12 protein-coding genes and 1 pseudogene are annotated in these 14,533 nt (G+C 75.9%); 3 read left to right on the top strand and 10 right to left on the bottom strand.

Translation table 11 applies throughout. From position 1 onward, the window contains the following. From SH587_RS08005 to SH587_RS07990, 4 genes and pseudogenes are all read right to left on the bottom strand, one after another. Positions 1–300, bottom strand: a pseudogene (locus SH587_RS08005) (hypothetical protein); the annotation flags it as partial. Continuing rightward, entirely contained in the window at positions 288–503 is a 216-nt protein-coding gene (locus SH587_RS08000) for a hypothetical protein (protein WP_320670060.1), read from the bottom strand. The pseudogene SH587_RS08005 and the gene SH587_RS08000, both read right to left, overlap by 13 nt. A gap of 23 nt (positions 504–526) precedes the next feature. Continuing rightward, complete coding sequence (locus SH587_RS07995) at positions 527–1,870, bottom strand: argininosuccinate synthase (protein WP_320670059.1); 1,344 nt, start codon at positions 1,868–1,870, stop codon at positions 527–529. A 57-nt stretch (positions 1,871–1,927) separates the two neighbouring features. Then, positions 1,928–3,271 carry a hemolysin family protein gene (locus SH587_RS07990; protein ID WP_320670058.1) on the bottom strand — a complete coding sequence of 448 codons (1,344 nt, stop codon included), beginning with the start codon at positions 3,269–3,271 and terminating at the stop codon, positions 1,928–1,930. Positions 3,272–3,371: 100 nt separating this feature from the next. On the opposite strand from SH587_RS07990, the gene SH587_RS07985 reads away from it, so the two are divergent. Beyond that, positions 3,372–4,262, top strand: a complete 891-nt coding sequence (locus SH587_RS07985) for an alpha/beta hydrolase-fold protein (RefSeq protein ID WP_320670057.1) — start codon at positions 3,372–3,374, stop codon at positions 4,260–4,262. A gap of 5 nt (positions 4,263–4,267) precedes the next feature. Here SH587_RS07985 and SH587_RS07980 read toward each other — a convergent pair whose 3' ends face one another. After that, positions 4,268–4,888 carry a DUF4389 domain-containing protein gene (locus SH587_RS07980; RefSeq protein WP_320670056.1) on the bottom strand — a complete coding sequence of 207 codons (621 nt, stop codon included), beginning with the start codon at positions 4,886–4,888 and terminating at the stop codon, positions 4,268–4,270. Between the two features lie 122 nt (positions 4,889–5,010). Between SH587_RS07980 and SH587_RS07975 the strand changes: the two genes are divergently transcribed. Then, a complete protein-coding gene (locus tag SH587_RS07975) occupies positions 5,011–5,646 on the top strand; it encodes a hypothetical protein (protein ID WP_320670055.1) in 636 nt (211 codons plus the stop codon). A 3-nt stretch (positions 5,647–5,649) separates the two neighbouring features. On the opposite strand, the gene SH587_RS07970 is transcribed toward SH587_RS07975, so the two are convergent. The 3 genes from SH587_RS07970 to SH587_RS07960 form a co-directional block, all read right to left on the bottom strand. Beyond that, positions 5,650–6,843: an aminotransferase class III-fold pyridoxal phosphate-dependent enzyme gene (locus SH587_RS07970; protein WP_320670054.1), complete on the bottom strand. Its 1,194-nt coding sequence runs from the start codon at positions 6,841–6,843 to the stop codon at positions 5,650–5,652. Positions 6,844–6,882: 39 nt separating this feature from the next. Beyond that, the gene (argB, locus tag SH587_RS07965; protein ID WP_320670053.1) at positions 6,883–7,779 is read right to left on the bottom strand and encodes an acetylglutamate kinase; all 897 of its coding nucleotides are present in this window, start codon (positions 7,777–7,779) and stop codon (positions 6,883–6,885) included. Between the two features lie 132 nt (positions 7,780–7,911). Next, entirely contained in the window at positions 7,912–11,109 is a 3,198-nt protein-coding gene (locus SH587_RS07960) for a helix-turn-helix transcriptional regulator (protein WP_320670052.1), read from the bottom strand. A gap of 134 nt (positions 11,110–11,243) precedes the next feature. Here SH587_RS07960 and SH587_RS07955 point away from each other — a divergent pair, with 134 nt between their 5' ends. Next, positions 11,244–11,909, top strand: coding sequence for a dihydrofolate reductase family protein (locus SH587_RS07955; protein WP_320670051.1), 666 nt, complete (start codon positions 11,244–11,246; stop codon positions 11,907–11,909). A 456-nt stretch (positions 11,910–12,365) separates the two neighbouring features. Here SH587_RS07955 and argJ read toward each other — a convergent pair whose 3' ends face one another. Both argJ and SH587_RS07945 read right to left on the bottom strand, forming a co-directional pair. Further along, complete coding sequence (gene argJ, locus SH587_RS07950; RefSeq protein WP_320670050.1) at positions 12,366–13,670, bottom strand: bifunctional glutamate N-acetyltransferase/amino-acid acetyltransferase ArgJ; 1,305 nt, start codon at positions 13,668–13,670, stop codon at positions 12,366–12,368. 111 nt (positions 13,671–13,781) lie between these two features. Next, a complete protein-coding gene (locus tag SH587_RS07945; protein WP_320670049.1) occupies positions 13,782–14,255 on the bottom strand; it encodes a hypothetical protein in 474 nt (157 codons plus the stop codon). Between the last annotated feature and the right edge of the window lie 278 nt (positions 14,256–14,533).

Below are 14,533 nucleotides of genomic sequence, written 5' to 3'. Positions count from 1 at the left end.
GGCCTCGGCGAGCGCGCCCTCGGCGCCGTCCTCGACCGCCGCGTCCGCCGCGGCGTCGGCCGCCAGGGCGGCGTCGCGGAGCCCGTCGAGCTCGTCGCGGAGGCCGCGGAGGCCGTCGCGGACCGCCTCCAGCCGCCGCTCCCGCTCGGCGGCGTCGGTCTCGGCCGCGGCCAGCCGCCGCTCGACCTCGGCCAGCCGCTGCTCGGCCCGCTCGCGGGCCCGCCGCTCCTCGCCCAGCCGCAGCTGCAGCTCGGCGGCGCGGGCCAGCGGTCCGGCCGCGGGCTCGCTCAGCTCCGCCACGGATCCACCGGGCCGCCGCCCGGCCGCCGCTCACGCGCCTGGATCGCCCAGACGGTGCCGCCGACGGCCGCCGCGCCCAGCAGCACCACCGCGCCCTTGCGGGCGCGGCGCTTCAGCCCCAGCCGCCGCGCCACGTACCAGCGCGCCGCGCGCCAGGTGGCCCAGCCGAGGAGGGTGTAGAAGCTGCGCTCGGGTCGTCGCATCCCCTGCACCCTAGACCAGCTCGCTAGGCCCCGGTTCCGGTGTCCTGCCGCCCGTGCGCCAGCCGCCACGCCAGCCGCGACTGCAGCGACCACAGCTCGATGAAGCCCGGCGAGGCGTCCTGGGCGAAGAGGCCGCCCGACTCGGCGAAGGTCGCCAGCTGGGCGTCGTAGACCGCGTTCTCCGACTCGCGGGTGACGACCCGCGCCGAGCCCTTGTAGAGCTTGATCCCGATCGTGCCGGTGACGCGGCGGTTGACGTGCTCGATGTACGCCTGCAAGTCCTCGCGCAGCGGCTCCCACCAGAGGCCGGCGTAGACCAGGTAGGCCCACTTCTGGTCGACGCCCGGCTTGAACTGGTTCTGGTGGATCGTGCCGACCAGCCGCTCCAGCTCCTTGTGGGCGGGCAGGATGATCGCCGCGGCCGGGATCTCGTAGATGTCGCGGACCTTGAGGCCGACGATCCGGTCCTCGATGTGGTCGAGGATCCCGACGCCGTGCTTGCGGCCGAGGCGCGCGGCCTCCTCCAGCAGCTCGACGATTCCCATCGGCTGGTCGTTCAGCGCCACCGGGACGCCCTGCTCGAAGGTGATCCGGACCGTCTCCGACTCGTCGGGCGCGTCCTCGGGCCGGGTCACGAGCTGGAAGACGTCGTCCTCCGGTGCGTGGTGGAGGTCCTCGATCCAGCGGCCCTCCGACGAGCGGCCCCAGAGGTTGTCGTCGATCGAGTACGGGGCCGGCGCGCCCTCGGGGGCGTTCTTGACCGGGATCCCGTGCTCGCGGGCGTAGGCGATCTCCTCGTCGCGGCCCATCGCCCACGAGCGGACCGGGGCGATCACCTTCAGCTCCGGGGCGAGGGTGGCGATCGTCGCCTCGATCCGGACCTGGTCGTTGCCCTTGCCGGTGCAGCCGTGGGCGATCGTGTCGCAGCCGTGCTTGCGGGCGTAGTCGCAGGCCAGCTTGGCGATCAGCGGCCGGCCGAGCGAGGTGAAGGCCGGGTAGCCGTCGCCGTAGTTGACGTTGGCCTTGATCGCCGGGACCAGGTACTCGTCGGCGAACTCCTGGCGGGCGTCGTGGACGATCGTCTCGACCGCGCCGAGGGTCTTGGCCTTGTCGGTGACCTCGTCGTAGTCCTCGTCCGGCTGCCCCAGCTCGACCGTCAGCGTGACGACCTGGGCCTGGTACTCGTCCTGGATCCACTTGAGCATCACGCTCGTGTCGAGGCCGCCCGAGTACAGCAGCAGGACCTTGCGCACCTCGTCCTTGTCCGCCAGGTACGAGGCGACGCGCGTCTTGCCGGGAACGGCGACGCGGCGGACCTCGGTGTGGTCGGCTGACGGGTCGGTGGCGGGGGTCGGCTGCTCGGACATTCGGGCTGGAGCGTAGCGGCGCGCCGCCCGTTCCTGCCGTGCGATCCGCGGCGGCCGTCAGTCGTCGTCGGCGGCGGGTTCGACCCCGGCCGGTCCGAGCACCCGGATCAGCCGGATCCGGCCGTCGGCGACCTCCTCGACCTCGACCCGGCGGCCGAACAGCTCCAGCTCCTCGCCGGGGCTCGGCAGCCGACCCAGCAGCTCCAGCAGGTGGCCGCCGACGGTCGCCTCGTGGACGTCGACCTCGTCGACGTCCATCTCGAGCCGGTCGAGCAGCTCGTTGACGCCGGCCTCGCCGTCGACCAGCAGGCCGTCGGCGTCGATCCGGATCAGCCGCTCGACGTCGCGATCGAACTCGTCCTCGATCTCGCCGACCAGCTCCTCGACCACGTCCTCGACGGTCACGATCCCGACCGCGGTGCCGTGCTCGTCGATCACGATCGCCAGGTGCTGGCGGGCGCGGCGCATCTCGCGCAGGGCCGAGCCGACGAAGGCCGCATCGCCGACCCGCACCACCGGCCGGGCCAGGTCGACCAGCGACGGACGGCGGTCGTCGAGCAGCGCGGCCAGCAGGTCCTTCGCGTGGACGACGCCGTGGGCGCCGTCGAGGCCGGCGTCCTCGGGGCAGAGCGGCATCCGCGTGACGCCGGTCTCGACCGCCAGCTGGGCGGCCGCCTCGATCGACTCGTCGTCGTGGACCAGCACGGCTTTTCGGCGCGGGACCATCACCTCGCGCACGCGACGGTCGTCGTACTCGAAGACGTTCTCCGTCAGCCGCCGCTCGGCGGGGTTGATCTCGCCGCCCTCGTTCGCCTCGCGGATGATCTGCAGCAGCTCGCGCTGGGTGTGCGGCGACGACCCGGCCTCGCTCGCGGGCGGGATCCCGAACGGCTTCAGCAGCAGGTTGCCGAGGCCGTTGAAGAGCTGGACCACCGGCCGCGTCAGCAGGTAGAAGGCGCGCAGGATCGGCATCAGCGCCAGCACCACCGGGGCGGTGCGGGCGATCGCGGCGCTCTTCGGCGCCAGCTCGCCGACCACCACGTGCAGCAGGGTGATGATCGAGAAGGCCAGCACGCTGGCGAGCGCGATCGAGCCGATCTTCGCCCCGTCGCCGAGCAGCGGGTGCAGCAGCTCGTCGAAGGCCGGCTCGCCGAAGGCGCCGAGGCCGAGGGAGGCGAGCGTGATGCCCAGCTGGCAGGCGGCCAGGTAGGCGTCGATGTGGTCGACCGCGTGGCGGACCGACTTGGCTCCCGGACGGCGGGCCGTGACCCAGTCCTCCACCTGGCTCTCGCGGACGCGGGCCAGCGCGAACTCGCTGGCGACGAAGAAGCCGTTGGCAAGGACCAAGAGCCCGGCGACCACCAGTTCGATGGCGACCGTGCCCCCTGAAGCGAGAACCATGTGCGCCCGAACGGTAGCGCGTCGAACGGCGCCGGGGGCCGGAGCCCGGCCGGCCGGGACGGACGACGCGGGTGCGGCCGACCCGCGATGATGTGCCGCGATGCGTGACGGTGGCACCGTGTCGCCCCGTGCCCGCGCCCTGCGACGGGCCGCCGGGCTGCTGCTCGCGCTGCTCGTCCTCGGCACCGTCGTGGCGCTCGTGGCCCGCAGCGGCGAGGGCTCGTCGCTGCCCCCGGTCGAGGTGCCGGAGGCGGCCACCGAGGGCACGATCGTCAGCCGCTACCCGCTCCGCAGCCGGGCGGCCGGCCGGCGGCTGGTGCAGACCGTCGTCGCCCCGCCCGGCGGCACCCGCGGGCGGCCGCTGCTGGTGCTGCTGCACGGCAAGGCCCAGGATCCGGCCACGCTCGCCGGGGCCCCGCTGCGGGCGGCCCTGAAGCGGCTCGGGCCGCGCGCGCCGGTGGTGCTGCTGCCGGCCGACGACGGCGGCTCCTACTGGCACGACCGCCAGACCGGGCGCTGGGGCGGCTACGTCCTCGACGAGGCGATCCCGACCGCCGTCCGGCGGCTGGGGGTCGACGGCACGCGGGTCGCGATCGGCGGGATCTCGATGGGCGGCTCGGGCGCGTTCGCCCTCGCCCGGCGGGCGCCCGGCCGCTTCTGCGCCGTCGGCGGCCACTCGGCGGCGCTCTGGCTGTCGGCGGCCGCGGCGGCTCCCGGGGCCTACGACGACCGCGCCGACTTCCGCCGCCACGACCCGGTCGCGCCGGTCCGCGCCGGCCGCGTCCGCTACCGGGTGCCGCTGTGGCTCGACGCCGGCGACGCCGACCCCTTCCGCGGCGCCCAGCGGGTCTTCGCCGCCGCCCTCCGCCGCAACGGCGAGCGGGTCGCCGTGCGGGTCTGGGAGGGCGGCCACGAGCAGCGCTACTGGGACCGCCACCTGGGCGCCTACCTGCGCTTCTACGGCGACGCGCTGGCCCGCTGCCGCCGCTGAGCGCGTCAGCCGGCGAGGCCGGCGGGCGTCGTGCCGACCGCCTCGCTGGGGCCGTTCGAGAACGGCGGGAAGGCCTCGGTCAGCAGCGACGCGTAGACGCCGCCGCGCGACGTGTAGCCGAGCCCGAAGGCGATCGCGTCCTGCAGCCCCTGCGGCTGGCGACCGGTGACGAGGATCACGAACCACGAGGCGACGCAGACCAGCCCGGCCAGCGCGCCGAGGAAGTAGCCGATGATCGCGACCGGGATGTAGAGGATCGCGCGGAAGAACGTCAGCAGCCGGCTGTACTGCTCCTTCGGCGGGCCGAGCACCAGCCGCACCGGGTACTCCGCGTGCTCGTCGCCGTCGAACGGCGGGTACTCGTCGGTCAGCAGGTACAGGTAGCCCCCGACCCGTGCGGCCCAGCGGTGGAGCCCGGCCACGAAGTCGTAGAGGCCGCTCGGGTAGCGGCCGGTGAAGAGGATCGCGAACCAGGCGATCACGACCGCCACGTAGGCGGCGATCCCGTAGACGAACAGCGCGATCGCGTGCGGGATCACCAGCAGCGCGCGGAAGAAGGTGGTCAGTCGGCTGCGTTCCGGCGCGTAGCTGGCCGCGAACAGGGCGCTGTCGGGTGGTACGGACATGGCGAGGCTCCCCCTCTGGGTCTGTGGCAACGGCGAGAGGTCTAGCCGGCCCCAGCCCCCGGCGCAAGCGGATCGCCGCGACCGGGCGGGTTCGCGCGCCCGGGCCCGCTAGCGTCCCCGCGGTGGAGCCGGTCCCGATCCAGCAGGCCCGCGAGCGCTACGCGCAGCTGATCGCCGGCCCCCGGGGGCTGCTGGAGCTGGCCGACGAGCAGGACGAGCGGGCGCGGCTGGTACCGGCGGCGGCGCTGGTCTTCGCGCTCGGGGCCTGGGAGTCGACCTGCGAGGAGCTGCTGCGGGCGGCCGCGGTGGCGGTGATCGGGGCGGCCCGCCGGCCCGAGGACCTGCCGCGCGCGATCCGCGAGACGCTGGTCGAGGTGATCGGCGAGCCGGGCGAGCCGTGGGACCACGTCCTGCGGCGGCTCGGCGGCGGCTGGCACAAGGCGGCGGTCCGCCACATGGGCCGCTCGCTGGAGGGCCGCTTCCGGCACTGGAACACCCCCAGCGCCGAGGGCGTCGACCGGCTGGCGATGCAGGTCGCGGGGATGGCGCCGATCTCGCCCCGCTGGCCCGACGTCGACGGCCACCCGGGCGCCGACGTGCTGGCCGACGCGATCGGCCGCCGCGGGCGCGCCGTCCACCTGGCCCGCAACGACCTCGACCGCGACGACGTGGCGACGGTGCTGGAGCTGCTGGACGGGATCGTCGACGTCACCGCGCGGACGGTCGCGCGGCGGATCCAGCACCTGCCGCCGGTCTGACCCTCAGCGCGCGGCGAGCCCGGCGCCGATCCGCGCCACGCCCTCGTCGATCTGCTCGTCGGCGATCGTCAGCGGCGGCAGCAGCCGCAGGGCGGTCGGGCTCGGGGCGTTGACCCAGACGTCGTGCTCGAGGATCAGCCGCCGGGCCAGGTCGGCGGTGCTGCCGTGGCGGGCGACCGCGTCGGCCTCCAGCTCGACGGCCAGCATCAGCCCGCGGCCGCGGACGCCGGCGACGCCGGGCAGCGCCTCGAGGCCGGCGGCGAAGCGGGCCCCGGCCTCCTCGACGCGCTCGAGGAAGCCCTCCCCCGTGACCACGTCGAGGACCGCGTGGGCGGCCGCGGCGGCGACCGGCCCGCCGGCGAAGGTCGACCCGTGGTCGCCCGGCTGGAAGACGTCGTAGAGGTGCGGGCCGGTGATCAGCGCGCCGATCGGCAGGCCGTTGGCCAGGGCCTTGGCGACGGTGATCGCGTCGGGCACGATCCCGGCCGACTGGTAGCTCCAGAGGCTGCCGGTGCGGCCGATCCCGGTCTGGACCTCGTCGACGATCAGCAGCGCGCCGTGGGCGTCGCAGGCGGCGCGGGCGGCGGCCAGCGTCGCGTGGTCGATCGGCAGCACGCCGCTCTCGCCCTGGATCGTCTCCAGGATCAGGGCGGCGGTCCCGTCGCCGACCGCCGCGGTGACCGCCTCGGGGGTCGCGGGCACCGCCCGGAAGCCCGGCACGAGCGGGGCGAACGGCTCCTGCTTGGCCTCCTGCGGGGTCGCCGACAGGGCGCCGTAGGTGCGGCCGTGGAAGCCGCGGTGGAGGCTGATCACCTCGCCCCCGCGCTTGTGCCGCCGCGCGAGCTTGATCGCCGCCTCGTTGGCCTCGGCCCCGGAGTTGGCGAACAGCACGCCGCCGCCGAGCGAGCTGCGCGACAGCCGCTCGGCCAGCCGCACCGGGCCCTCCAGGTGCAGCAGGTTGCTGGTGTGGAGCAGCCGGCCGGCCTGGTCGGCGATCGCCGCGGCGACGCCCGGATGCGCATGGCCGAGCGAGGTCACGCCGAGCCCGCAGAGCAGGTCGAGGATCCGGCGCCCGTCGACCGTCTCCAGCCAGACGCCGCTGCCCGACGCGATCGCCACCGGCAGCCGGGCGTAGTTCGGCAGCACGCGCTCGCGCTCGATCGCCTCGAGCTGCGCCAGGGTCAGCGGATCGGTCATGCGAAGGGTCCTCCGGGTCGAGCGGGCGGGCGGGCGCGGCTAGCGCGCGGGACGGATCTGGGTGCCGCAGCCGTCGTCGGTGAACAGCTCCAGCAGCACCGAGTGGGGCTTGCGGCCGTCGACGATCGATGCCGCCCCGACCCCGCTGTGGACCGCGTCGACGCAGGCCTGGAGCTTCGGCCGCATGCCGCCGGAGATCCCCTCCAGCGCCTCCTCGACCTCGTCGGTCCCGGCCTGCACGATCAGGCTCTCGGGATCGGCCGGGTCGCGCAGCCAGCCGGCCACGTCGGTCAGGAAGATCAGGCGCGTGGCCCCGGTCGCGCGGGCGACGGCGGCGGCGGCCTCGTCGGCGTTGACGTTGTGCGAGCGGCCCTCGTCGTCGGAGCCGACCGAGGCGATCACCGGCACGAAGTCCTCGGCCACGTGGTCGATCACGCCGGTGTCGACGCGGGTCACGCGGCCGACGAAGCCGACGTCCTCGCCGCCGGGACCGGTCGTCGTCTCGACCCGGAAGAGGTTGCCGTCGTCGCCCGAGAGGCCGACCGCCGGCTGGCCGTGGCGGCCGATCCGGACCACGATGTCCTTGTTGACCTTGCCGACGAGGACCATCTTCGCCACCTCGACGGTCTGCTCGTCGGAGACCCGCAGCCCGCCGCGGAACTCGACCGGCAGGTCCAGCCGCTGCATGTAGTCGGTGATCGCCGGGCCGCCGCCGTGGACGACGACCACGTTGACCCCGACGTACTTCAGCAGCGCGATGTCGCGGGCGAACTCCTCGCGCAGCTCGGGGTCGGTCATCGCCGCGCCGCCGTACTTGATGACGATCGTCCGCTCGCGGAACTGGCGGATGTAGGGCAGCGCCTCGAGCAGCGTGCCGACGTCGCGGACGCCCAGACCCGACGAGGTCGTGGACGGCGCGTCGGCGGGGTCGGGCATCGCCGCAGGGTACCGCCGCGACCGCGGCCGACGACGGCTCGCCGGCCGCCGCTGGCCCGGTTCGAGCCCCGCCGCCAGGCCCGGGCCCGCCCGCTGCGACGTTCCGGACGCCCAGCGACCCGAACGTGCCGCTCAGCGCTCGAGGTGCGGCGCCGCCTGCGCCGCCAGCTCGGTCCGGTTGGCGACGGCGAGCTTCGCGTAGACGTGCGAGAGGTGGGTCTTGACCGTGCTGCGGCTCATGAACAGCCGGGCGCCGATCTGGGGGTTGGTGAGGCCGTCGACGGCCAGCCGCACCACCTCGACCTCGGTCGGCGTCAGGCTCCCCCACCCCTGCTCGGGCCGCCGCCGGCGACCGCGGGCGCGGCGGGCGTAGGCGACGGCCTCGTCGAGGGTCAGGGCGGCGCCGGCGGCGCGGGCCGCGGCGGCCTCCTCCCCCAGCGCCCGGTCGAGCGCGGCGGCGCGACGGTCGACCGGCTCGCGGTCGGCGGGCGGTCGCGGCCAGCCCTCGCGCTCGCGGACGGCGGTCGCGGCGGCGAGCAGCCGCGCGGCCACCGCCGGATCGGCGTCGGGCTGCGCGGCCAGCCGCTCGAGGCTGACGACGGCGGCCGGCCGCAGGCCGTGGTCGACCCGCAGCGCCAGCGCCTCGTGGTGGAGCGCCAGCGCCGCGTCGCCCGCGTCGGCCTGCCGCGCCTGCTCGTCGAGCGCGTCGGCCAGGACGGCGATCATCCCCCGCTCGCGCGCGACCGCGACCGCCCGCGCGGCGGTCGCGGCGGCGGCCTCGACGTCGCCGGTCCGCCGCTCGGCCGCGGCCAGCGCCGGCAGCGCCCGCAGCGCCAGGTAGGTCGGCGCGCCGCCGTCGGTCGAGTCCGCCTCGACCCGCAGCCAGCGGAGCGCCCGCTCGTCGTCGCCGGCCGCGCCGTGGAGCAGGCCCAGCGCCCGCGCCACCTCGGGCACGAACGGCGCGCCGTCGCCCTCCAGCAGCAGCACCAGCGGGGCGAGCGCGTCGAGCCCGCCGTCGACGTCGCCGGCGCTCCCGTGGGCGAGGGCCAGCGCGGCGCGGGCGATCCCGCTGCGGATGTGGTCGGCCAGCGGCGCCGCCAGCGCGACCGCCTGCTCGGCCAGCTCGCGCGCCCGCTCGCCGTCGCCGATCGCCCGCGCGCTGCCCGACCGGAAGGCCAGCGCGGTCGAGGCGACGCCGCGGTCGCCGCGGGCGGCCAGCCCGGCCGCGGCCTCCCCCAGCAGCCGCTCGGCCTCGCCGTGGCGGTCGCGCAGGTGGAGCACGATCCCGCGCAGCGCCCGGCCGGCGTCGGCCACGAACCGCTCGCCGGCGTCGGCGGCCCGCCGCTCGGCCTCCAGCGCGGTCTCCCAGGCCCCGTCGAGGTCGGTGTAGAAGCGGGCGACGGCGGTCAGCGAGAGGCAGAGCGCGTGCAGCCGCTCGTCGCCGACCTCGGCCGCCAGCGCCCCGGCTCGCTGGGCGGCGTCGAGCTCGACGTCGAGCGGGTCGGCGGTGTCGGCGACCAGCGCGACCCCGGCCAGCAGCCGCGCCTGGAGCGGGGTCCGCGCGTCGGGGTCGCGGGCGATCGCCCGCCGCAGCACCGCCATCCCCTCGCGGCCGCGGCGGTCGAGGTGCCACAGCCACGGCAGCTCGGCGGCCAGCTCGCGGCCGGCGGTCGGGTCGTCGGCCGCCAGCCCGTGGTCGATCGCCGCCCGCAGGTTGTCGAGCTCGGGAGCCAGCGCCTCGCGCCAGCCGTCCTTGTCGTCGTCGCGGGCGTCGGCGAGCCCGCGGACGACGGCCAGCCGGTGCGCCAGGTGGCGGTCGGCGGTGGCGACCCGCTCGCCGGCGGCGCGCAGCCGGTCCTCGGCGAAGCGGCGGATCGACTCCGGCAGCCGGTAGCGGACGGGCGCGCCGCCGCGGCCCGGCTCGGCGACGACGAACGACGTGTCGACCAGCCGCGCCAGAGCGGGCAGCACCGCCGCGTCGGCGATCCCGTCGCCCGCCGCCACCGCGCGGGCCGCGTCGAGGTCGAAGCCGCCGGCGAGCACGGCCAGCCGCCGCAGCACCGTCCGCTCGCGCTCGTCCAGCCGGTCGTGGCTCCAGGCGATCGAGGCCAGCAGGCTGGCGTGGCGCGGGACGGCGTCGCGGGGGCTGCGGACGAGCAGCGCGAAGCGGTCGTCGAGGCCGGCCTCGATCTGGCGCGGGGTCAGCGTGCCGGCCCAGGCGGCGGCCAGCTCCAGCGCCAGCGGCGAGCCGTCGAGCCGCCGGCAGAGCGACGGGACCGCGGCGGCCGCCTCGGCGTCGTCGGCCAGCTCGGGACGGACCTGGGCGGCGCGCTCGAGGAACAGCTCGCGGGCCTCCTCCGGCGCCAGCGGCGGCAGCCGCCAGACCGCCTCGCCAGCCAGGCCGAGCGGCTCGCGGCTGGTGGTCAGGACGGTCGCCTCGGGCGCCGCGCGCAGCAGCTCCGCGGCCAGCTCGGCGGCCGCGTCGGCCACGTGCTCGCAGTTGTCCAGGACGAGCAGCAGCCGCCGCGGGGCCAGCTGGACCGCGAGCGAGGCGGCGGCTCCGTGGGCCGGGTCGACGAGCAGGCCGAGCGCGGCCGCGACGGCCGGGGCGACCGCGGCCGGGTCGCCGATCGCGCCCAGCTCGACCCACCAGACGCCGTCCGGCCAGCGGGCGGCGTCGACAGCGGCCAGGCGCGCGGCCAGCCGCGTCTTGCCGGCGCCACCGGGGCCGCAGACCGTCAGCAGCCGCTCCTCGGCCAGCCGCGGGCGGAGGGCGGCCAGCTCGTCGCCGCGACCGACGAAGCTGGTGGCGTGGACCGGCAGGCTGTTCGGGATCGCGTCGAGCCCGGCCGGTGGCGGGGCCGGGGCGCGGTCGTCGCCGTCGCGCAGCGCGTGCAGCCGCAGCGGTGGCGAGAGGTCGGGCAGCCGGTGGACGCCGAGGTCGTCGAGCCGGGCGCCGGCCGGCAGCGGCGCGTCGGCCGCGGCCGCGGCCGTGACCAGCGTCTGGCCGGGCGCGGCGATCCGCCGCAGCTCGCGGCAGCGGTCCGGGCCGGGGCCGTGCAGGCGACCGTCGCGCCGGCGGGCGCGGCCGCGGTCGACGGCGATCCGCGGTCGCGGCTGGTCGGGCGGTGCGCCGCGGCGGAGGGCGACGGCGGCGGCCAGCGCGTCGGCGGCCCGGGCGAAGCCGGCGACGCGGCCGCCGTCGCGGTCGGGAACGGCGTCGAGGACCCCGCCGTGGGCGGCGACGACGGTGCCGAGCCGCGCCGCGTCGGCGGGGTCGAGCGGGTCGACGGAGAGCGTCGCCGCCGGCGGGCCGGGGTCCGGGAGCACGACCCCAGTCTGACGGCCGGACGGCGGCATCGGCCACCCACGGGCGACGAGATGGCCAGGTGGCCGATGTTCCGTCGCGGCCGCCGCGGGAGGGTGGTCCCGAGCCGTTCACCACCCACCAGGAGGAACTCACCATGACCAAGCTGATCGCCGACATGTCGATGTCCGTCGACGGATACGTCGCGACCCCGGACGACGACATCAGCCCGCTCGCGGGCTGGTTCTTCAGCGGCGACACCGAGGTCGCCCCGGGCGCCCCGTTCCGGACCTCGGAGGCGAGCGCGAAGCTGCTGCGCGAGGCGTTCGAGAGCGTCGGCGCGATCCTCGGCGGCCGCCGCTACTTCGACCTCGCCCAGGGATGGGGCGGCGCGCACCCGATGGGCGTGCCGGTCTTCATCCTCACCCACGAGCCGCCCGCCGACTGGCCCGCGGACAGCACGATCCACTTCGTCACCGGCGGGCTGGAGCAGGCGGTCGCGCTGGCGCGCCAGGCGGCCGGGGGCAAGGACGTCGGCGTGGCGACGCCGGGGACGGTGCGGCAGTGCCTGGAGGCGGGCCTGCTCGACGAGCTGCAGGTCAACGTCGCCCCGATCGTGCTCGGGCGCGGGTACCGGTTCTTCGACGACTTCCCCCAGACGGTGCCGCTGGAGGGCCCGGAGGTGATCGAGGGCACCGGCGTGGTCCACCTGCGGTACCGGGTGGCGCGCGGGCGCGATGGCGGTGGCGACGGCGGCCGGGACGGGGCGGATGCGGCCGCGGCCGACGCGGTGGCGGCGGTGGCCCAGGCCGGGCGGGCGTAGGCGGGCCTCGACGCCCCGCCCGTTGCGACGTTCCGGACCCTCGGCGTCCGGAACGTCGCTAGCGGGCGGCCGAGGCGGCCGAGGCGCGCCGGGCGCCAGCCGACGGCGATTGCGAGACGGCGATTCGCGCTCTCGCCGCCGCCCGCACCGCGAGACCGCGATCGTCCTTCCCGGCGACGTCGATTCGCGATCTCGCCGCCGCGCGCGGCGCGAAACCGCGATTCGCCCGGCGGCCCGGGCGCCGCGTCGCGCCGCGGCCCCGTGCTGCTCCGCCGCCACGGCGGGGCGCCGAGGCGGGCCGGGCGCCGCGCGACGGCGATTCGTGTTCTCGCCGCCGCCCACGGCGCGAGACCGCGATCGTCCTTCCCGGCAACGTCGATTCGCGATCTCGCCGCCGGGCGGCGCCGCGAGACCGCGATTTCGCCCCGCCCGCGGATCGCCGTGCCCGCCCGCCCCTCAGGTCGTGTACTCGGCGTTGAGCGAGACGTACTCGTGGCCGAGGTCGCTGAAGTACAGCTCGGCCTCGTTGGCGTACTGGCCGCCCGCGCCGGGGTCCCCGATCGTGACCTCGTACGCGACCTCGGGTCCCTGGACGAGGGCCTCCAGGGCGGGACGGTCGAAGGGGACCTCCTGCCCGTCGCGGCAGATCTCCACCCCCTCGATCCGGACCCCGACCGGAGTCAGGCGCGGGCCGGGCAGGACGGCACCGACGGCCTGGACGATCCGACCCCAGTTGGGATCGCCGCCGTAGAGGGCGGTCTTGACCAGCGGGCTGTTGCCGATCTGACGGGCGACGCGCTCGCAGGCCGGGCCGTCGGGGCCCTTGACCACGATCCGGCCGACGCGGCGGGCGCCCTCGCCGTCGGCCACGATCAGCAGCGCGAGCTGGCGCAGGAGGGCGTCGAGGGCCAGCCCGAAGCGCTGCTCGTCGGCCGACTCGGGGGCGATCGCGACGCCGCTGGCCCCCGAGGCGATCAGCACGGCGGTGTCGGACGTGGAGAGCTGCCCGTCGACGGTGATCCGGTCGAAGCTGCGCTTGACTGTGACGCCGAGCAACAAGTCGGCCGTGCGCGGCTCCAAGACCGCGTCGGTGGTGATGAAGCAAAGCATCGTCGCGAAGCTCGGCTGGATCATCCCGGCGCCCTTGGCGACGGCGTGGAGCGTGACCTCGCCGCCCGACAGGGAGACCTTGAGCGTGGCGGTCTTCGGGAAGAGGTCGGTGGTCTCGATCCCCTGCCGGAAGTCGTCGTCGCCCTCGGCCCGCAGCCGCTCGCCGGCGCTCGCGACCCCGCGCGGGACGACGTCCATCGGCAGCGGCACCCCGATCACCCCGGTGGCGGCGACGGCGACCCGGTCGGCGTCGACCCCGGCGGCGTCGGCGGCGGCCTGCCGGACCTGGCGGGCGGTCTCGAACCCGTCGCGCCCGGTGCCGGCGTTGGCGTTGCCGCTGGTCACGACGACCGCCCGCAGCGCCTCGAGGCGGGAGGTCTCCCGAGTGACGAGGACCGGCGGTGCCGCGGTGCCCGAGCGCGTGAAGCGGGCCGCGCTGACCGCCTCGGGCGCGTCGCAGACCAGCAGCGCGATGTCGTGCTTGCCCGACGGCTTGATCCCCGCGTGCAGCCCGGCGGCCCGGAACCCTCCCGGCAGCCCGCGGTCCGCCACCCCCACGATCGCGTCGGGCACCTCGACCCAGCGCGAACGGAAGAACGGCCGGGGCTCGGCGTCGGCGGTCGGGGCGGAGGGGGCGGTCGGGTCGGGCATCGGGGCGAATGTAGCGGTGGGGTCGGGGCCTCGCGTGGCCGCTGCCTCGCCGATGCGTGTCCGGAGGGCGGGCGCGGGCGGCTGGTCAGCGAAGTGGCGCAGTCGACGGCGCTACTTCGTCGCCGGGTCGCTCTCCCAATGCGGAGGTGCGACACCCGTTTCGACGTAGAGACCAGAGCGTTGAGTTTCCACCACGGCGTGTTGACAAGCGTTGTTCGAGGCGACGTACATGTAGAGGTCGTAGCCAAACGAAACCTCGAACCCACCGTCGATGCCACGCAAGGTGCAGTCGAGTTCGGCCCGGAGATTCGCTCGAACCAACGCCCCGAGGTCGGACCGTGGAACACGGTGGCCGGCCACGACCCCGAACCCGGGCGGCGATGAACCGACGAACGGGATCTCAAGCACCTCTACACCAGACTCGAACGCAAACCTCAGTGCCGCCGAAACGTACGCGCTCTCGACGCTCACGTACTCAGCCAACGTCAGCGGAATGCCGTTGAACGTGTCACCGACATCGGCGATCTCGGTCCACGACTCCCAGACCGGAGATTCCTGACGCGCCGCGGGCGCATGGCGGCTCACGCGCCAACAGTGGTGGAGGGTTGTCGAATCCACTAAGGGCCAACCTTCAGGAGGTCTCGTCGGAACCAAGCCCATAGGTCCTGAGGCGCGTCTTCTTCGAACGCAGCTCATCGATGCGCCGGGCCACCTTGAAGGCGCCTTGCGGATTGTGTCCGCCGAGTCACGCGTGATGACACGGCCGTCTGGGAGCTCCTACACCGGCTCACCGCCCTTGACCTTGCCCCACGGCGCGTCGTGTGTCGACCCCGAGATGACGAAGGGCATCCCGAGACTGCATC

The sequence above is a fragment of the Patulibacter defluvii genome (assembly GCF_034096925.1).
Lineage (GTDB): Bacteria > Actinomycetota > Thermoleophilia > Solirubrobacterales > Solirubrobacteraceae > Patulibacter > Patulibacter defluvii.
Note: the sequence above shows the minus strand (reverse complement) of the source record. Positions and strands in the feature narration are given on the sequence as shown.